Genomic DNA, 18266 nt, shown 5'->3' on the forward strand with positions numbered 1-18266 from the left:
AACATGAGGCCGAGCGGGCAACAACGTCCTATCCTGCCATTTGCCTGATGCTTTTCCTCCGCACCATCCAGACCGAGTGCGCCGCGATCGCCGTCACCAGGATACCGCCGCCGACCAGCGTCATCGGCGTCGGCGTTTCCGCAAAGATCAGCCACACCCAGATCGGTGCGAGTACGGTTTCGAGCAGGTAGAACATGCCGACCTCAGGCGCGGAGAGGTAACGCGGCCCGGTCGCCAGGCACCAGAAGGCAAGCGGCATCATGACCGCACCGTTGAAGAGGATCCAGGCGGGATGCTCGATCGAAAAACCGCCAGCCGGCATGACCGACATCAGGCCGACCGCCGCCGGCAGCACCGTCGAAAGCAGCGAGACGAAACCCATCTCCCGGCGGGAGGCGCGGCTGATGGTGATGGCGGCGGCGATGATGAGCGCGGTAAGCAGCGCCATGATATCGCCGAAGACATGGCCGCCCGAAAGCCCGTCCCGCACGATCAGGCCGACGCCGAAGATCATCGCCGCCATGGCGATCAGCGTTGCTGGCGCCGGCCGCTCCTTGAGGAAAATCCAGGAAAGCAGCGCGGCGAACATCGGATTGAAGGCGACTATGAAAACGACATTGGCCGTCGAGGTGTTGAAAACGGCTAGAAGGAAGATCACCGTCGTCAGCCCGTAGAGCAGACCGGTGACGAGGCCCGGCCAGCCTGGCACGAGCACTGGCCATCGCCCCTTGGCGATCCTGAGCGCGGTTGCGACCAGAAGCGTCACGCCAAGGGTCGCTATGCTTCTTACCGCAAGGATCGACCACAGCTCGCCGTCGGCGAGCCTCATCAGCGGGATATCCAGGGAAAGCGCCAGCCCGCCGATTGTCGTCAGCAGCAGGCCCTTCCGATGGTCGGAAAGAGCGGTGGGGAACATTCAGTCGTGGGTGCTCTCGGGCATGGACGAGGGATCGAAGCGTTCCCAGCCGCGCGGGGTCAGGTGCTCCTGCGGCTGAAAGCGCGTCTTGTAATCCATTTTCCGCGACCCTTGAACCCAGTAGCCGAGGTAGACATGCGGCAGTCCCAGCGCTTTCGTGCGCCTGACATGATCGAGAATCATGAAGGTGCCGAGCGAACGGCGCTCGAGTGCCGGATTGAAATAGGAATAGACCATCGACAGCCCGTCGCTCATCGTGTCGGTCAGCGCAGCGCCAAGCAGCTCGCCCTTCGGGCGCTGCTCCAGTCCTGAGCCTTCCTCACGCAGGCGATATTCGATGATTCTCGTATTCACATGCGTGTCTTCCACCATGATTGCATAGTCGAGCACGGTCATGTCGGACATGCCGCCCTGCTGGTGGCGAAAATCGAGATAGCGCCGGAAGAGCGAATATTGCTCGCTGGAAGGCTGGGCCGCGAATTCGGTGGCGATGACGTCGGAATTGGCGGCAAGCACCCGTTTCATCGATTTGGTCGGTTCGAATTCCTGGGCGAGAATTCGCACGGAAACGCACGCGCGACAGGATTCGCAGGCCGGGCGATAAGCGATGTTCTGCGAGCGGCGGAAACCGCCCTGTGTCAGGATGTCGTTCATCTCGGCGGCGCGCGGGCCGACCAGATGGGTGAACACCTTGCGCTCCATCTCATGCGGCAGGTACGGACACGCAGCCGGAGCCGTCAGATAAAACTGCGGGGATGGCGTCGTCTGCGTATTCATTTGTCGCGGAAATTTCCCTGTCGAGACCGTGCCGTTTCCTGACAGCATGACCTAAGAATAAAAAACGTCAACAGCGGGGCGCGTTTCGCCCTTCATATCAGTCTTCTAATTTCAGATATGGAGCGCCTGCACCCATCGGCAAAGGGAGGGCGGAGACTTTATTTGGTCTCCGCCCGGGGTCACAGTTAGGGTCTCAGGCTGTGCGCACCGTCGCCGTGCCCACAAGCAGGTCGTGAACGAGACGGCTGCGTTCGATGAACAGGCCGGCAAGCAGGATCAGCGGCGTCAGCACCGAGTTGAGGATCCAGAACAGTGCCAGATGCACGATCGCTGTCATGAAATCCATCGGCCGTCCGTCGACGCGCACGATTGCGATTCCCATGGCCCGCATGCCGAGCGAGGCCTGGCTCGGCCCGCCCACCGTCAGGCCGAAGTAAATGCCGGCGACGATGACGAAGAGGGCAGGGTAGAGAAAGAAGCCGAGCCCCAGCGTGACGATCGACACGAAGAACAGCACGATCGCCGCGGGAATGCAGAGCAGCGCCACGATGACGTAATCGAGGATGAAGGCGAAGACCCGGCGGCTCAACACGCCGCTATAGGCGCGCCAGTCTTCCGGTGCGGCATAAAGCGGATTGGGGTTGTAGCTCATCTCAATCTCCTCAGGAAAAGCGATGCCGCTGATATGGTATCGGCAGGGCCAAATGCAATAATCTGCCCCAAAATCACCGCTTTGCGAGAATTTTCGCCACTTCGACCGCGAAATAGGTGAGAACACCGTCGCACCCCGCCCGCTTGAACGACAGCAGCGTTTCGAGCATCGCCCGCTCGCCGTCGATCCAGCCGTTCATCGCCGCCGCCTTGATCTGCGTATATTCGCCGGACACCTGGTAGGCGAAGGTCGGCAGGCCAAAGGCCTCCTTCATCCGCCAGCAGATATCGAGATAGGGCAAGCCGGGCTTGACCATCAGCATGTCGGCGCCTTCCTCGACGTCGAGGGCCGCGTCGCGGATTGCCTCGGTGCCGTTGGCGGGGTCGATATAATAGGTCTTCTTATCACCTTTCAGCAGCCCGCCCGTCGAGATCGCCTCGCGATAGGGGCCGTAGAAGGCGGAGGCGAATTTCGTCGCATAGCTCATGATGCCGACGCCCTGGTGGCCGGCCGCATCGAGCGCCATGCGGATCGCGCCGATGCGTCCGTCCATCATCTCCGACGGCGCGATGATGTCGGCGCCCGCATCCGCCTGCATCACGGCGGCGCGTGCCACCTGGTCGACCGTCTCGTCATTGACGATCTCGCCGCCTCTGAGGATGCCGTCATGGCCGTGGCTGGTGAAGGGATCGAGCGCGACGTCGGTGATGATGCCGATATTAGGTACCACCTTCTTGATCGCCGCCGTCGCCCGATTGATCAGGTTGTTGGCTTCGAGGCTGTTCGAGCCGGTCTCGTCACGCAGTTCCATCTCGATATTCGGAAAGGTGGCGAGGGCCGGAATGCCGAGGCCGGCCGCTTCCCGCGCGGCTTCGACAGCCTTGTCGATGCTCATGCGGTTGACGCCGGGCATGGCCGCGATCGGATCGACGATGCCGGAACCCGGCATGATGAAGATCGGCCAGATCAGGTCGTCGACCGTCAGCCGGTTCTCCTGCACCAGCCGGCGTGTCCAATCCGCCTTGCGGTTGCGCCGCATGCGGCGATGACCGGTGATGTCGTCGACGAGATGCGTCCTGTCCTGCATGATATCTGTCCTTGGCCCATTCCATTTATTGGAGCGCTCATTATCATGGCGCCTGGAAAATCCAAACCGGACGATTGGCCGCGGCGGAAAAACCTATTCATGTCGCCCGGAAGCGTGCAGCGGTTCCGGGATAGCGACATGCATAAAAACAAGGTGCTTTTATCGCATAACCTCAAAAATCGGAGTGGATTTTCGGGGGTATGCGCCAACGCAGTGTTATAGAGCGTCTTTGGCGCGTCTTGTCAGGCGCGCGGCGCTTTTGCGAAGATGCAACCCCGAACCGATGTCTGCGCTATGGAAACCGAATCCCCGACGATACCGAAACACACACTGGCGGATATCCTCTTCATTCTCTTCCTGAGACTGGTTGCCGTATCCTGCTTCTGGTTCGGCCTGCAATATTGGGCGATGCTCGTCGGCTACTCGCTGGTCGGTGCCGGCCGCTTCGATCTTTTGAGCCTGCCATGGAAGGTGGCGAGCACCAGCCTCGCCGTGCTCTTCCCCGTCGCCTCCCTCGGCCTCTGGCTCACCGTCTCCTGGGGACCGGTCATCTGGGTGCTGGCCGCCGGCGGGCAGATCCTCATGTATGGCCTGCTGCCGGATATTTTCGGCCCCAACCAACTGATCATCCTGCTGCATGTCATGGTCGCCGTCGTCTACTTGATTTTCCGCCTGCTGCTGTGGCTGGAAAAGCGCCGGCACCGCCGCCAGGTAAGTGTTGATTTACCCTGAGACAACGTGGGGTTACCGGTAAGGCTCCGTTAAGCCTGCGGTTTAAGTCGAATTTTATATGTATTCGATAGGGTCTCACTCAAGGCGGGAAGAAAACACACCGCCAAACAAACAGTGAGGCAGTCAATATGAACACGAAAATCAAGCCGCAGGCGGTATCGACCTTCCGTGACCAGCAGGACCACGACATCCGTGATCTTTACATGGAATCCCTTCATCTCGTTGAACGTCTGCACCGTCGTCTTCTCGACGTCATCAAGGACGAATTCGACCGTCAGGGTCGCAGCGATGTCAACGCCATCCAGGCGCTGCTCCTTTTCAACATCGGCAATTCCGAGCTGACCGCCGGCGAGCTGCGCTCGCGTGGCTACTATCTCGGCTCCAACGTTTCCTACAACGTCAAGAAGCTGGTCGATCTCGGCTTCATCAACCATCAGCGCTCGCGTATCGACCGTCGCTCGGTCCGCATCAGTCTGACCGAAACCGGCCAGGACATCGCCGAAACGGTGGCCAAGCTCTACGAACGCCACATCGCCTCGATCGACAAAGTCGGCGGCATCGGCACCGACGAGTTCACCCAGATGAACAAGCTGCTCCAGCGCCTGGACCGCTTCTGGAACGACCAGATCCTGTATCGCCTGTGATCTGCTAAGCTATCTTCCCCGCTAGCTTACCAGAGCCTCCTAACTGGCGCGACGAGGCGCAACGGTGCTTGAAAAGGTGTACCGTTGTGCCTGTTTGCACGCCAGTTGTACGACAGCGTCAAAAGGGAATATCGTCGTCCAAATCACGCGAGAAGTTGCCGCCCTTCGGCCCTTCAATTTGCTTCCGGGGCGCCTCGATACGCTTCCGGTCCTCCGGAGGGGGCAGTTGGGATTGCTCAGGCTCTTTCGCCTTCTCACCCCCGAGCAGCTCGTTGATGCTGCGCACGAAGTCCGTAGCGGGCTTTATGGCTTCTCCGAACTCCTTGGCGAGATGTGCAACGTCGATGCCCATCAGCATTGCGTTGTCGAAACCGGTACGAGCTTTGTCCACATCGGCCGCGAACGCATTGAGCTTCTTATAAAGAGAATTCTTTTTCCGCTCCTCAAGGCCCGCCTTTTCCACCACTTCACGAATGCGGCCGATGAAAAAATGAATCTGGGTCTTGATGGTGGGTGGAAGCTCGACCGAGTAAACCTTGGCGGCTCTCGATTTCCGGATTTTTAGCCCGGTGAGATATCGCTGGAGCGCGAAAACAAACTCATCGAATTCATCAAAGATGCGGCCACGAGGCGGAACCTCCCACTTCGCGAATGGCTCAATGTTCAACTCGCCTGCCGCCGCAAGAACCTTGTTCATGAACGTGTAGTGGACATAGGTGGTATCGGCTCGCTCGTCCATCTCGGCCATGTTGCGGTCGAATTCGGACTGATACCCCTGAACCAACTCTGCGAAGGCTATCTCATCGTCGGGATGTAGATTTTCGAACTCTTCAAGGACAAAAGACAATTCAGGCTCCTCATCTCCACAACCATAAAATAGATGGAGTATGATTCCGCTACAATGTCGGGAGACGCCTATCCAGCGCGAATTTTGTTCTTTTTCTGTTCCAAGGTCAGTCTTGTAAGGTCAAATCCTCATTCAAGGGTAATGGCGTATGATGCATTCGACGCTCAGACGCGCTTGGATTAATCCACAAGACCTCTGTGCGTTCGAGTGCTCCATCCGCGAAGGTTTTAACTTCGATCCGCTCGCAGTCATCAAGGATGGTATCGTAAATGGCGTTGGCGTAGCCGCTCAAAACGACCATGCCGACCAGACCACGCAAGGCATGTCGGCGCGGTCTCCCCGCTCTTGTGGAAATGCACGTTCATCATATCCCCCGGATTTGGCTGAATCCTCAGAATAAGAGAAATTTACGTCCGGCGGATCCCCCTCTAGCCGGACTCTTTTTGGCACAATTCGAGGTAGTGCAGAACCTGGCTCGACGGTAATGTAGGGCACACAGGCCTCTGTCACTTGCACCCGTGAGGGTGGAAGGGGTGGGCGCGAAGCGCGGGTGCCAATAACTAATTCACATATTCCGGTGGGTCTGGGTCGAAGATAATCCGCCAGTAATCGAGTAGCAGTTGATTGCAATGAACGTGATCGAGATAGAGTTTAGGCTTTTGGTTATCCAACGTAGTGAATTCTCGCGTCAAGTAACTCGATATTTTCTCGGCATTCGCCTTTGAAATTCCGCTGACGGTGCCAAAAATCTCTTTATAGACGGTATTATCTTCCGGAAGAAGCAGTTGCATGTTGAGGTCTTGAAAGGCGAAGCCCATAAAGACGAGCCGTTCTGCCTCGGCCACAAGCCTGCGCACCCGGTGAAGAATAGCCTTCTCTGTCGCCTGCTCAGTGAAGGTGTGAAGCGTGCTCATCGCCGTCGCAACGCTCTCGCCGCTGGTAAGCTGACCGAATGGCACCTGTTGCTGCCCCGTTGCGCGCCAAGGGAGATGCCCCAACTGTCCGTAGAGATGCACGACCGTAAGCCTTCGCGCCAACTCGTAGGCTTCTTCTATCGGCTTGACGTAGTAAGTTGCTAGATGGTGGGCGAGATAGTGCTCGATGCATCGGTCATAATTGAAGGTGATGATGGCGACGTTATCGAAAATGTCCTCAAAATCCCCGTCCTGAACCTCCTCCGTGAGAAATCTGCAGAAGCTGTTTAACCAGTAGTTCTCAGTCTTGATGAGGTCAATTCTGTTATTCTCCAATCTCAGATCGCTTGTGTATTCCGCGTCCAAAAGAGTTGCCGCGATGGCGAGTTTGCCCATGGTAACGACTTGGGGCTTCTTGGCGTGAGTAAACAGGAAGTGATCGATGGAGTGGGAGACAGGCATTGCATTTGCAATGTATTCGGCTGCCTCAATATATGGGCCAGTCTCAATTCGCTCCCGATTTCGCTGGAGGTGGGAAACCAGGCCATCGCGAATATTGTAGTTGTTAAAATTGTAATTCGAGGTCCCCAGATACTCCCGAATTTTCGTCTTGAGCTGAGCACCTGTTGGCAACCCCACGTCCACGCTAGCACCTGCGCCAACGATAAAAACCGTCTTGGTGTTAAACATCCCGACCTCGCGTGTGCTGCCACTGCTACTAAACGCTGAGTCGCACGCATGGAAAAGCCCTCCGAAGCAGAGGCAACCCGCCATGTGAGTGGGGAGACTACCCGCGAGACGAACATGGGTCGGATTCAAACCGCGTCGCCACAGTCTGGCGGGGCTTCGAACGCTACTGGAATAGCCCTGATTGCCGAAAACCCCTCAAGCGAGACTGGTTGGGCACTTGGCAGAATTGGTGCGATCGAGAGGCCCAGAACGGCAGACGAGGCGGTGGCGCTGGCGGAGCGGCTGGGGGGACTTGCTGCCGCCATCCATGGTTTCGTGGCTCGCGGCGACAGAAAACGGAAATCAGGACGGGCATGCAGCCGTTCCCACGGGTGGTGGAACCGGAACGAATGCAGGAGATGATGGCCGCCGTTACGATGGCACTGAAATCCCTTTCTGAGGTTCTGGAGCCAGCTGCCAAGCGCCGGCCGGAACTGGCGGTGGAGATCGCTAATCTGTTTGCCGCCTTCAACCTCTACACCGGCGATGCTGCCAAATCCGCCGCCCAGGTCGAGGTGTGGGGGGAGCAGTTGGGCGAGTTTCCGCTGTTTGCGATCCGGAAGGCCTATCGCTGGGCGGTGAGGGTGAGGGGAAGATGCCATCGCTGGCATCCTTCATTGCGGACATCAGGATTGCGCAAGATATGCGCGTAGGTAATAGAAGGCTATTGCTGGAGCGCTGGATGCGCGGTGCCTGATGCAGGCGGTTTGCGAGGGGTGGGATGGAAAAATATCGATGGAGGTCACAATATCCGGTCCTACCGTCCTTGCCATGTCCACGCTGCAAGGGAACCGTCAGCCTCGCCAAGGATAGCCTCAGTCTTCGCGAGCCTCAGTATTCCCAGTCAGCGCGATATAAGGAGAATTGGCACTACTACGATGTCGATCAACGGTTTACCTGCTTTCTGGTGTGTGACCAAAGATTTTGCGGAGAAGCCGTAGCTGTTTCGGGAGTGGTCGGCCACGATGTCGAGATTGTGGACGGCGAATATGGGCCTGAGACCGAATACCCCAGCTTCTATTACCCTAAATCGATGGTGCCAGCGCCAAGGCCATTCACGGTGTCGAAAAAGCTGAGCGACGAATGCAAGGCAGACCTTTACAATGCCTTCACACTCATCTGGGTCGATGCGGCTGCATGCGCAAACCGGCTGAGGAGTTTCGTTGAGCACCTGCTCGATCAGCTTGGGGTTCCGAGAAAGGTTCCGAAAACGCGCTCCACGCTTGATGACCGTATCAAGCTGTTCGGTGCGCAGCATCCCGACCATCTCGAAATTATGCAGGCACTCAGGGAGGTCGGCAACGCAGGGAGCCACGGCGGGCGGTCGGCCTTCGACGACATCATCGAATGCTTCGTACTTGCGGAGTGGCTCATCAAGAACCTCATCGAACGGGAAATCGATGAGATCACTGCCATTGCGCGAAAGCTAAGCCAAAAGCACGGTCGGAAGGGTGTTGACAAAAAGGAACAGAAATAGAACATGCGCCCATGTCCCGACGCAAAGGTGAACTCACTCCAGCCGGAATCGACCGTGGCTGGCTTTTCCAAATAGCCCTTCCGGGCGAGCTGTCCCTCGGGAAGCTGGGCGAAGAGCAGGATACATCCTGCGCCAAGCTGATGCGCTGCACCCGATATTACTCGGTGTTTCATGAGGACAAACACTACCTCGTCCACTGCTTCGCGACTAAGGCGGGTGCCGAGGCGTTCCGCGCGAACGGGGCAGGGGTGTGAACTGGAGCCGTTGGAATAGGGGTTCAGCGAGCGCGAAACCCCCGCACAATCCATAGGACGAGGAATCCGAGCGCGAAAAGGATCGCGGGCGGAACGAGGGCCAACCATGCCGCGCCCTTCAGCGCCTCTGTCCGCTTCTTGGTGATGACCAGATTGCGGACCTTCGACGCCAGCTCATAGACCTCCTTGGCCTGCTGGGTCTTCACTGCCTCAGGCTCGCTCTTGCCAACAAACAGAACGGTGTCCGGCACACCCACGTCAATCTGCTCGCTGACCCCACCACGGGTTATGCCTTCTTCAAGGGTGCGGTAGGCATCGGAGTAGCGCTCCACCACGATCGGTTCTTTGACGAAGTTTATGGTCCCGATAGCTGCGAGTACGCGATTGGCCGCGTCCTCTCCGGATGAACCGGTCATCGAGTAGACGAACCCGTCAGGCGTGTTAATCGCGTAGTTGGACCAGGCTGTACTCGCGCGGCTCTTTTCCAATTCGGCCTGCTGGCGCGCAGGCGATATGTCCTTGCGGAAATAGTAGCCCGTTCCCGTAGCGTAGGGTTTGGCGACATCGTCGTACACCAGTAGGCCAACGATAATCACCCACAAGCCGCCCGTAACGACCCACAGCCTTACCAAACCACGCGTTATATTCATGAAGACGCCCCAACCAGAGGCCACATTATGCACTACGCCGGTTAAACGTCCAGATTGACGCATTGCGTGGCTTCCCCTCAATATCAGGGGGTGAAAGCTTCCGATCGCGCCCACCTTTCCCGCGTCGCCGCACTCGGCTGCATCGTGGTGTTCCCGGATTCGGGCGAGCGCTGTTGTACCCCGGCCGAGATCCATCATCCGCGTGACGGGCAGGGTATGGGGCAGCGTGCCGACCATTCTCAGGCCATTCCGCTGTGTTTCAACCACCATTCCGCTCAATCCCCGCTGCCGTACGGTCATGCCATTCATAAGGGCACGAAGACATTTGAGACGACGTATGGGACGGAGGCGGAACTGTGGGCGCGAACGCGGCAGTTGTTAGGTCTAGAGTGAGGCCAATCCCTCAGTCGCATATCCCTCGGCCAGGACACGGGTCTCTTCGTAGAAAAGGACGACCTTTGGTGGCGGATTCCAGGACGAAAGGAGCGAATCAATTGTCGTGAACGCGCCGAAGGTAACCGCAATCATGCTAATGACTAACGGCAACAAGGATTGCAGCAGGGTAAAGACACGCTTCCGTGGGTTTTGGCCTGCCAGTTGTTGTGCTGAATTATCGTCCACGCTGTCCCCTCCAAGTTGCAACAACGGTCTAGCAGATTCTATCGGCTAGTTGCGAGGACGGAGCCTTACGAAGCTCGAAGCCGCTATTCCAAATGTTCGCACCTACCGTGTGGGAGGATTTTTGTAAATTCGGCGACCTTCGAGCCATTCACCTTTGACAGCCATGTCACCAATTATCTCGCTCGCTTTCGTTGGCGTAAGCGCTTCTTCACGAAATAAATTCCAGTAACGCCTCTTACAGCTATAATATACCCAAAAGAACTCAGCGACTGTGTATATCGCCGTGAGTTTCATAAAGAACGCGAAAGCTCTAACGTATATATCGGGTTTAGCGTAGGAGAGACTAATACCAAATTCGTTGAAGAAATCTAGAAGAGGGAAGCTTATAAGTTTTTCGAAGCAAAATATAAGAGTATCCACTATACCAGTCGTGTTTAGGTGCGAAGGAAACCAGGCATAAATCACGATACAACTGCTGACATAGAAAACGACAGACCAAATGCCTGCGGCGAGGGCCCAAAGTTTGTAGTCCATGAATGTCATGGCGTAATCAGTCCGCCGGATGAGGTGTCTGGGTGGCAGTGGCATGTTCTGAATCGTTGGATGTGGTATATTATAGAGCGGCAATAGAGCTCGTCGCCTCATGCAGAACATAAGGAATTGTTTGGAACCTGTTCCAAAAGCGAGTGCGGTTGTTGTCAGGGTCATTGCGACAAGACATACCAAAATCACCACGTGACCGCTTCTGGGATATATTAGTGTTTCAGCGAAAAGATAAGAGATTACGGCAATAGGACCAAACCATTGCATGCAAATCATAAATGTAACTGACAGAGTAGATGGAAGCTGGATGTAGAAATCAAACATGGGAATGGTTTTCTTCATGAAATCCCCGCGCATCCCAATCGCCAAACTTCAATACTGATGAGATTCCGCTAAAATTGCAATCTTAACTTTGGTGTGCCACGATTCCACTATGGCTAACAGCGGCAAAGCAGCGGCCCGGCGTCCCGATGGGATGCAGGTGGGCATGGCGAACGATCCTTGCCGCAGCAACGCTTAGAGGCGGAGACTTAGTCGTCCAGCAGCAATGCCCTTCGGGTTGAAGAATTCGCGTACCGCTCTTCGCGGGCTCTCTCAGCGGTTACGCGATCCTCGGTGACGGTCACGCTCACTACACCGGCTGTGAACTTGGCGATTTCCCCCATGATGGTGCCGATGGGCGTACTGGCGGGAAACGTCCATGTCTCGCGGCTTGGGTAAGAACGGTATAGCGGCGACCCGTCCTGCGGGTCTTGGCCATCCTGCTCCCGGTTCATGATGCTGCGGTGATCACGTAAAGCACTTCAGTCAAGACATCTCCTCGGCCGCTTCGCTCGACGCAGCGAGAATAGAGAACAAAAGGTGATTTCGGCAATGGCTCTGGATCGAACCAGCCAATGATATGCGGATTCGGTTGGTTCCCTGCGTTCAGAGGTAAGGTCGATCATCCGGATTCTTGGTTTTGTTCCACCAAGGCAGGATTTCGCCAACGTCCAAAGGGAAGCGCCTGCGTACCAGCGGTACGCCGCACTGTCGCGTTAGTTCAAGCAGGCCATAACCTTCATATCTCTCGTCCACGGCATGCTTAAGCACCTCCATGAAGGTATCGGTCTCGGTCTGAGCGAAACAGTCGTTCAGCTCTTGTATCGAAGCGAAAATAACCATCCGCATATCTGCCTCGATGATATCGGGGTCGGAAGCGGCCAACTGCCTGGCCTGCTCAAGCGCCAAACGCCTCAGCTTCGTAGCCATCTGCATCCAGCCATCCATCGTAAGAACGATTCCGTATGCGGCGGGGGACACGGTGTTGGCTGAGTAAATTCCTCGACGCGCATGCGAGAAGAACCGCCACAGCTGAAAGATTCCTTTGGCAACCTGATCAAAACCCTGCTTTGCCGCAATCGTTGGGTTGTCCGAAAACTGGGCTTCAAAAGTAAGCTTGGTCGCTTTGCACTCAATCGCTGCCGTGATCTCCGTTCCGTCCTTGATAAGGCAATCCGGAGGATCGATAAGCGTAGCCTTGCTGCGCCCGTATGGCAGGCCTTTTAGGGCGTGGAAGCGCGGATGATAGGCCACGACGAGCTTTCGAATGTAGTCTTCGAAACGAGCATTGGCATCGGTTAATAGGCGAGTTGGACCTTGTTTGATGTCGTAGTAGAGACCGGAAGTAGCTCGGTTCATGATGAGCGGCGGTAGGGGCGCTATGTATATCAAATGTCGATGCTTGACGCAGATGATTGGATGCTGGCGGAGGACGCTTGGCATGTAAGCCGTTCTGAGAGGTGCCCCAAGAACTCTTACTGCATCTGCGTTCATCCTTGCTGCCTTGGCGCGGGCCTCAGAAAGCCCAATGCTATGAAGAGCAAGCGTTTTTGCCATGTCTGATTGGGGTAAGCCGAGTGAAGATGTGTCGGGTTCGGTGGTCCACGGCTTTTCGGGAGTGAGTCCAAAAAGGGCGAGGCTCAAAAACAGGAAGTTGGCAACTGATATTCCATTCCTCTCTTCGAAGAATGCCCCGCACTCGCCTAGTCCGTAGACATACGCGTAGCGATATAGCTGCTCGGCGTTGTAGCCGCGTTGCCATGCGAACTGCCTCTGGCCAATCCGGTACATTTCTTCCCAGATATTGTCGGCCGTTCCGGTCATCGCGTATTCGCCATTCTCCATCTCCCTCAAGAGGTTGACCAGGGCGCCCAAAGACCCGAATTTCGTAAGGTTTGTGTATTTGTAGCGACCGTTGCGGTGTTTATCCTTCGAAGTTGTCAGCAGAGACGTAACGATTGTCTCTAGTTCCCATTTATAAATGGCATATTGGTCGACCATATTGTCGATCACTGCCTCTTTGGGAAACGCGATGTACCGAGCCGCTAGCTTTGCTTTTCCGGATTGCACCGCATTAACGGCCCAAATCAGGGCAAGTGCGTCGACGTCATTCGCGCGTTCTAGCCACTCCCGGTAGCGTTTTTTGACGATCGTCAGTTTAAAGCGAGAGGTCGTGTTTTCCATCCCCTATGCATACCAGAAGTAGTTGCCAAGATTCGAGGGGTGGGTCATCGTTATCCCGTGAGTAATTCCGTAGGCCGCCCATCCACCTTCCAACCTGAGTATGTAGATCAGGTGGAGCGGCTGCCGAACCGGTGCCATCGACACCGATATCGCCGAATTCTTCAACGTTGCCGTTTCCACGGTCTATGAGTGGAAGAATGCTTATCCGGAATTTTCGGAGGCCATTAAACGCGGGAAGGCCAAAGTTGACCGCGAAGTGGCCGATAAGCTGATTGATCGGGCCATGGGGGCGAAGTTCGTCATCCAGAAGGAAGTGAAGCTCAAGTCCGTCGGGTGAATACCTGCGATCGCCAACATTTTTCCCGCGTCGCAGCCCTCGGCTGCATCGTAGTGTTTCCGGATTCCGGCGAACGCTGCTGCTCACCAGCCGAAATCCATCATCCACGAGACGGGCAGGGACTGGGGCAGCGTGCCGACCACTCTCAAGCCATTCCGCTGTGTTTCAACCATCATTCTGCCCAGTCGCCCCCGCCATACGGGCATGCTATCCATAAGGGGACGAAGACGTTTGAGGCGAGGTATGGAACGGAAGCGGAGCTGTTAGAGCGAACGCGGGAACTTCTTTGAGAGGCTGATTGAAGCACCATTACATCCCGCAGTTCTATCTGAAGCAGTGGGAAGGCAAAGACCGAAAGCTACAAGTCTATTGTCGGCGGGGCGACGGCCTCCTGACCACGACCCGCCTTGCCCGTAAGGCGACCGGCTATGAAGTCGATCTGTACAAGCTGCCGGGGGCGACTCCCGAGCGAGAGCACGAAGTCGAGCGGATGTTTATGGCGCTGGTAGATGATGAGGCCGTGCGCGTCAGGGATGGCATGCTGACTTCAGTGCTGCCGAAAGACCAACGGAAGCGCTTTGCGTGGGCGCGGTTTGTCCTCTCGCTGGTTGTCCGCAATCCCGAAGAGCTGAAGCGCTTCAAAGTCGATTACGCAAGACATCTGTTGATGCCGGCGCCTGAGTTTCAGACGCGCTATGCGGCGATGCGGAAAGAGGGTGATCCCGAGCTGTTTGAAGAGTGGATGGTACAGATGGACCCGACCTATGGGGAGCGTCAGGCGGTTGTCACACTGACGAAGCTCATCGAAAACCATAGTGTTCTGAGGCTGCTCCGTACAATGCATTGGCGTGTCATTGATACCAGCCGGGCCTCGCGTCGGCTGCTGACATCTGACCGGCCGGTGGTGGTGACGAACGGGATGGTTCACTACAACGGGCATTATGCACTTCCTCTTAGCCCGACGCGCCTGTTCTTGGCTACGACGGCAATCCAGTTCGCGGACGAGTTCTGTGCGCTACCAGCGAGCAAGATTGCGCGGGAAGTGAATCGACTGGTGATCGGGCAGGCGCGACGGTTCGTCTATTCTCTCGATGACCGGAACCTGGCGGAGGTGAGACGTGGATTTGGAAAGTTGGAACCACCCTCTTTGCTTCCGAGCATGAAGCCAAAATAACTCGTCCGGCGTCACTGGATATGTGTGGAGGAAGATTGCTGCGGGGCTAGGCCGCGAAGAACATCATTCAAGACCAGATTCTGTACCGTCTCTAAGACCCCTGACCTCCTTTCAGGGTTGCAGAAAATCGGACGTGTCCCTGCACGTCCGATTTGCCGTTTAATCTGCGTGGCATCTTTGCAACGCATTGCAGGCAAACGCAAAGCCCGGTATTCAAGCCGTTTTTTAGCCGTTATTAACCGGCACGCTTTACCCCGTCATATGGTTCGTTGCGTCGTGTTTCCGGTAGCCGGCAGCCCTTCTACCCACCCGGCAACACGAATTGGCCATATTGGTGTGGCAGCGGAAGGCTTAACAACCGGCGCTTTCAATAGACCGATCAGGAATGTTCAGGCTGCCGCATCGCAATCTTGTGATGAGGCAAGTGGAATTTTTCGGTGCGCCGGGACAACGAATGGACTGGGATCTGCGTTGAAGCGCAGTGATATCGCAAAGAGCCGCAGATTCTCTTTAATAGCGGCATTCAGTGGTTGGGACTATGTCGAAGAAAAACGGAATTGAAGCTCTCTCGCGCCGCGCTTTCCTGGCGTCCGCGGCAACGATTGGCGCCGGCGCGCTTGCCGCGCCGGCATTCGCGCAATCGGCGCTCGATACGCTGATCAATGCGCCGCGCCGCGGCAACTGGGACGACCAGTTCGACGCCAAGGCGGCGTCGCGCACGGCGACCGCCATGGTTTCCAACACGCCGATTCTCGGACCCCAATCGGTCGCAAGCGCGCAGCAGGCGATCATGCAGTATCAGCAGATTGCCGCAGCCGGTGGCTGGCCTGAGGTCAATCCCGGTGACCAGCGTCTGCAGCTCGGCGTCAACTCTCCCGCCGTCCAGGCGCTGCGCCAGCGCCTGGCGATCACCGGTGATCTGCCGCGCGAGGCCGGCCTGTCCAATGCCTTCGATTCCTATGTCGATGGTGCGGTCAAGCGCTTCCAGGCCCGCCACGGTCTGCCGTCCGATGGCGTTCTCGGCGAATTCACGCTGAAGGCGATGAACATTCCTGCCGATGTCCGCCTGCAGCAGCTGAACACCAATCTGATTCGCCTGCAGACCTTCCCCGAAGACATGGGCCGCCGTCACCTGATGGTCAACATCCCGGCCGCCTATGTGGAGGCTGTCGAAGACGGCAGTGTCGCGACGCGCCACACCGCGGTTGTCGGCCGTCTCAGCCGCCCGACGCATCTCGTCAATTCGAAGATTTACGAGGTCATCCTCAATCCTTATTGGACGGCGCCGCGCTCGATCGTCGAGAAAGACATCATGCCGCTGATGCGCAAGGATCCGACCTATCTCGAAAAGAACGCCATCCGCCTGATCGACGGCAAGGGCAATGAAGTCGCCCCCGAGACCGTCGATTGGAACGGCGAAGCACCGAACCTGATGTTCCGTCAGGACCCCGGCAAGATCAACGCCATGGCGTCGACAAAGATCAATTTCTACAACAAGAACGGCGAGTATATGCACGACACGCCGCAGCAGGGCCTGTTCAACAAGCTGATGCGCTTCGAATCGTCGGGCTGCGTCCGCGTCCAGAACGTCCGCGACTTGTCGAACTGGCTGTTGCGCGAGACCCCCGGCTGGAACCGCCAGCAGATGGAGCAGGTGATCGCAACCGGCGTCAACACACCGGTCAAGCTCGCCACGGAAGTTCCGGTCTATTTCGTCTACATCTCCGCCTGGGGCATGCCCGACGGCATTGTCCAGTTCCGCGACGACATCTATCAGATGGACGGCAATGCCGAGCTGGCGCTCGACACCACGGCCGGTATGGAACAGCCGGTCCAGTAAGCGGCGACTCTGCATCGTGATTTGAGAACCGCGCTTTTGAACTGACCTCCGAAAGTTGGACATCCAACCTCGGGGGTCAGTTCATTTCGGGCGTGTTTTTTTATGTCCGAGGAGACGCTCCTTGATGCGGTCGCCAAGGATCGGCGCGGCGCGGCCGCAAAAGAGCGCGAGCGCGCGCTTTGCTCAGCAAATGTCGTTCTCCGTATTGCTCTCGCCACAGCGGAAGGCTAATACCTCAGCGCATTCCAGTTGAGGAGCCCGCCCATGACCAATGCTTCCACCGAATCCTTCTTCAATCGCTCGCTTGCGGACGTCGATCCGGACATTTTCGGCGCGATCGGAAAGGAACTCGGTCGCCAACGGCACGAGATCGAACTGATCGCTTCTGAGAACATCGTCTCCCGCGCCGTGCTGGAAGCCCAGGGCTCCATCATGACCAACAAATATGCCGAGGGTTATCCCGGCAAGCGTTATTACGGCGGCTGCCAATTCGTCGATATCGCCGAGGAACTGGCAATCGAGCGCGCCAAGAAGCTGTTCGGCGTCAATTTCGCCAACGTCCAGCCGAATTCCGGTTCGCAGATGAACCAGGCCGTGTTCCTGGCGCTGCTACAGCCCGGCGACACCTTCATGGGTCTCGACCTGAATTCGGGCGGCCACCTCACGCATGGTTCGCCGGTCAACATGTCCGGCAAGTGGTTCAACGTCGTCTCCTATGGCGTGCGCGAAGGCGACAACCTGCTCGACATGGATGAAGTTGCCCGCAAGGCCGAGGAAACCAAGCCGAAGCTCATCATCGCCGGCGGCACTGCCTATTCCCGTATCTGGGACTGGAAGCGCTTCCGCGAGATCGCCGACTCGGTTGGCGCCTATCTCATGGTCGACATGGCCCACATCGCCGGCCTTGTCGCCGGTGGCGTTCATCCGTCGCCATTCCCGCATTGCCATGTCGCCACCACGACGACCCACAAGTCGCTGCGCGGCCCGCGCGGCGGCGTCATCCTCACCAATGACGAGGATCTGGCGAAGAAGTTCAATTCGGCCGTTTTCCCGGGTCTGCAGGGCGGCCCGCTGATGCACATCATCGCCGCCAAGGCTGTGGCCTTCGGCGAGGCGCTGCAGCCGGAATTCAAGGATTATGCCGCCCAGGTCGTCAAGAACGCCAAGGCGCTGGCCGAAACGCTGATATCGGGTGGCCTCGACGTCGTCTCCGGCGGCACCGACAACCACCTGATGCTGGTCGACCTTCGCAAGAAGAACGCCACCGGCAAGCGCGCCGAGGCAGCGCTTGGCCGCGCCTACGTCACCTGCAACAAGAACGGCATTCCCTTCGATCCGGAAAAGCCCTTCGTCACCTCGGGCGTGCGCCTCGGCGCACCGGCCGGCACGACCCGCGGCTTCAAGGAAGCCGAATTCCGCGAGATCGGCAATCTGATCGTCGAGGTCCTCGACGGCCTGAAGGTCGCCAATTCCGATGAAGGCAACGCTGCCGTCGAAGCCGCGGTGCGCGGCAAGGTGGTCAACCTCACCGACCGCTTCCCCATGTATGATTACTTGGGATAAGGAG

Annotated in this window: 20 protein-coding genes; 10 read left to right on the forward strand and 10 right to left on the reverse strand. The window is 57.2% G+C overall.

All coding sequences use genetic code 11. From position 1 onward, the window contains the following. Positions 1 to 28: 28 nt before the first annotated feature. The 4 genes from N1937_RS06875 to hemB all read right to left on the reverse strand — a co-directional run bounded on the left by N1937_RS06875 (position 29) and on the right by hemB (position 3432). On the reverse strand, positions 29 to 916 hold the full coding sequence (locus N1937_RS06875; protein ID WP_260058043.1) for a DMT family transporter: 888 nt from the start codon (positions 914 to 916) through the stop codon (positions 29 to 31). Next, complete coding sequence (locus N1937_RS06880; protein WP_017959862.1) at positions 917 to 1693, reverse strand: arginyltransferase; 777 nt, start codon at positions 1691 to 1693, stop codon at positions 917 to 919. 193 nt (positions 1694 to 1886) lie between these two features. After that, positions 1887 to 2345 (reverse strand): RDD family protein, encoded by a 459-nt coding sequence (locus N1937_RS06885; RefSeq protein WP_017963772.1) that lies wholly within the window; start codon positions 2343 to 2345, stop codon positions 1887 to 1889. 73 nt (positions 2346 to 2418) lie between these two features. Then, positions 2419 to 3432: a porphobilinogen synthase gene (hemB, locus tag N1937_RS06890; protein WP_260058046.1), complete on the reverse strand. Its 1014-nt coding sequence runs from the start codon at positions 3430 to 3432 to the stop codon at positions 2419 to 2421. Positions 3433 to 3726: 294 nt separating this feature from the next. On the opposite strand from hemB, the gene N1937_RS06895 reads away from it, so the two are divergent. Beyond that, positions 3727 to 4164, forward strand: a complete 438-nt coding sequence (locus N1937_RS06895; RefSeq protein ID WP_162117187.1) for a DUF6163 family protein — start codon at positions 3727 to 3729, stop codon at positions 4162 to 4164. Between the two features lie 128 nt (positions 4165 to 4292). Beyond that, positions 4293 to 4808, forward strand: a complete 516-nt coding sequence (ldtR, locus tag N1937_RS06900; protein WP_003547156.1) for a transcriptional regulator LdtR — start codon at positions 4293 to 4295, stop codon at positions 4806 to 4808. Positions 4809 to 4926: 118 nt separating this feature from the next. Here ldtR and N1937_RS06905 read toward each other — a convergent pair whose 3' ends face one another. Continuing rightward, the gene (locus N1937_RS06905) at positions 4927 to 5655 is read right to left on the reverse strand and encodes a hypothetical protein (RefSeq protein ID WP_260058048.1); all 729 of its coding nucleotides are present in this window, start codon (positions 5653 to 5655) and stop codon (positions 4927 to 4929) included. A 560-nt stretch (positions 5656 to 6215) separates the two neighbouring features. Next, positions 6216 to 7259 (reverse strand): SIR2 family protein, encoded by a 1044-nt coding sequence (locus tag N1937_RS06910; protein WP_260058049.1) that lies wholly within the window; start codon positions 7257 to 7259, stop codon positions 6216 to 6218. Positions 7260 to 7660: 401 nt separating this feature from the next. Between N1937_RS06910 and N1937_RS06915 the strand changes: the two genes are divergently transcribed. The 3 genes from N1937_RS06915 (at position 7661) to N1937_RS06925 (ending at position 9029) form a co-directional block, all read left to right on the forward strand. After that, entirely contained in the window at positions 7661 to 7951 is a 291-nt protein-coding gene (locus tag N1937_RS06915) for a hypothetical protein (RefSeq protein ID WP_260058051.1), read from the forward strand. A gap of 68 nt (positions 7952 to 8019) precedes the next feature. Beyond that, positions 8020 to 8775: a DUF4145 domain-containing protein gene (locus N1937_RS06920; RefSeq protein ID WP_260058053.1), complete on the forward strand. Its 756-nt coding sequence runs from the start codon at positions 8020 to 8022 to the stop codon at positions 8773 to 8775. Positions 8776 to 8786: 11 nt separating this feature from the next. Further along, entirely contained in the window at positions 8787 to 9029 is a 243-nt protein-coding gene (locus N1937_RS06925) for a hypothetical protein (protein ID WP_260058054.1), read from the forward strand. A 23-nt stretch (positions 9030 to 9052) separates the two neighbouring features. Here N1937_RS06925 and N1937_RS06930 read toward each other — a convergent pair whose 3' ends face one another. Then, positions 9053 to 9679 carry a hypothetical protein gene (locus N1937_RS06930; protein WP_441005658.1) on the reverse strand — a complete coding sequence of 209 codons (627 nt, stop codon included), beginning with the start codon at positions 9677 to 9679 and terminating at the stop codon, positions 9053 to 9055. A 147-nt stretch (positions 9680 to 9826) separates the two neighbouring features. Here N1937_RS06930 and N1937_RS31530 point away from each other — a divergent pair, with 147 nt between their 5' ends. Continuing rightward, entirely contained in the window at positions 9827 to 10072 is a 246-nt protein-coding gene (locus N1937_RS31530) for a Ref family recombination enhancement nuclease (protein ID WP_441005668.1), read from the forward strand. Here the strand turns inward: N1937_RS31530 and N1937_RS06935 are convergent. The 3 genes from N1937_RS06935 to N1937_RS06945 all read right to left on the reverse strand — a co-directional run bounded on the left by N1937_RS06935 (position 10064) and on the right by N1937_RS06945 (position 13348). Then, positions 10064 to 10300, reverse strand: a complete 237-nt coding sequence (locus tag N1937_RS06935) for a hypothetical protein (protein WP_260058056.1) — start codon at positions 10298 to 10300, stop codon at positions 10064 to 10066. The genes N1937_RS31530 and N1937_RS06935 overlap by 9 nt on opposite strands. Before the next feature lie 102 nt (positions 10301 to 10402). Then, the gene (locus N1937_RS06940; RefSeq protein ID WP_260058057.1) at positions 10403 to 11185 is read right to left on the reverse strand and encodes a hypothetical protein; all 783 of its coding nucleotides are present in this window, start codon (positions 11183 to 11185) and stop codon (positions 10403 to 10405) included. Between the two features lie 585 nt (positions 11186 to 11770). Beyond that, positions 11771 to 13348 carry a hypothetical protein gene (locus N1937_RS06945; RefSeq protein WP_260058058.1) on the reverse strand — a complete coding sequence of 526 codons (1578 nt, stop codon included), beginning with the start codon at positions 13346 to 13348 and terminating at the stop codon, positions 11771 to 11773. Positions 13349 to 13738: 390 nt separating this feature from the next. On the opposite strand from N1937_RS06945, the gene N1937_RS31535 reads away from it, so the two are divergent. From N1937_RS31535 to glyA, 4 genes are all read left to right on the forward strand, one after another. Then, positions 13739 to 13975: a Ref family recombination enhancement nuclease gene (locus N1937_RS31535; RefSeq protein ID WP_441005669.1), complete on the forward strand. Its 237-nt coding sequence runs from the start codon at positions 13739 to 13741 to the stop codon at positions 13973 to 13975. An 8-nt stretch (positions 13976 to 13983) separates the two neighbouring features. Next, positions 13984 to 14859: a DUF4238 domain-containing protein gene (locus N1937_RS06950; RefSeq protein WP_260058059.1), complete on the forward strand. Its 876-nt coding sequence runs from the start codon at positions 13984 to 13986 to the stop codon at positions 14857 to 14859. Between the two features lie 538 nt (positions 14860 to 15397). After that, complete coding sequence (locus N1937_RS06955; RefSeq protein WP_162117188.1) at positions 15398 to 16699, forward strand: L,D-transpeptidase family protein; 1302 nt, start codon at positions 15398 to 15400, stop codon at positions 16697 to 16699. Positions 16700 to 16963: 264 nt separating this feature from the next. Next, the gene (gene glyA / locus N1937_RS06960; RefSeq protein ID WP_162117189.1) at positions 16964 to 18262 is read left to right on the forward strand and encodes a serine hydroxymethyltransferase; all 1299 of its coding nucleotides are present in this window, start codon (positions 16964 to 16966) and stop codon (positions 18260 to 18262) included. The last annotated feature ends 4 nt before the right edge of the window (positions 18263 to 18266 follow it).

It is taken from the genome of Rhizobium sp. WSM4643, from assembly GCF_025152745.1.
Taxonomy (GTDB): Bacteria; Pseudomonadota; Alphaproteobacteria; order Rhizobiales; family Rhizobiaceae; genus Rhizobium; species Rhizobium leguminosarum_I.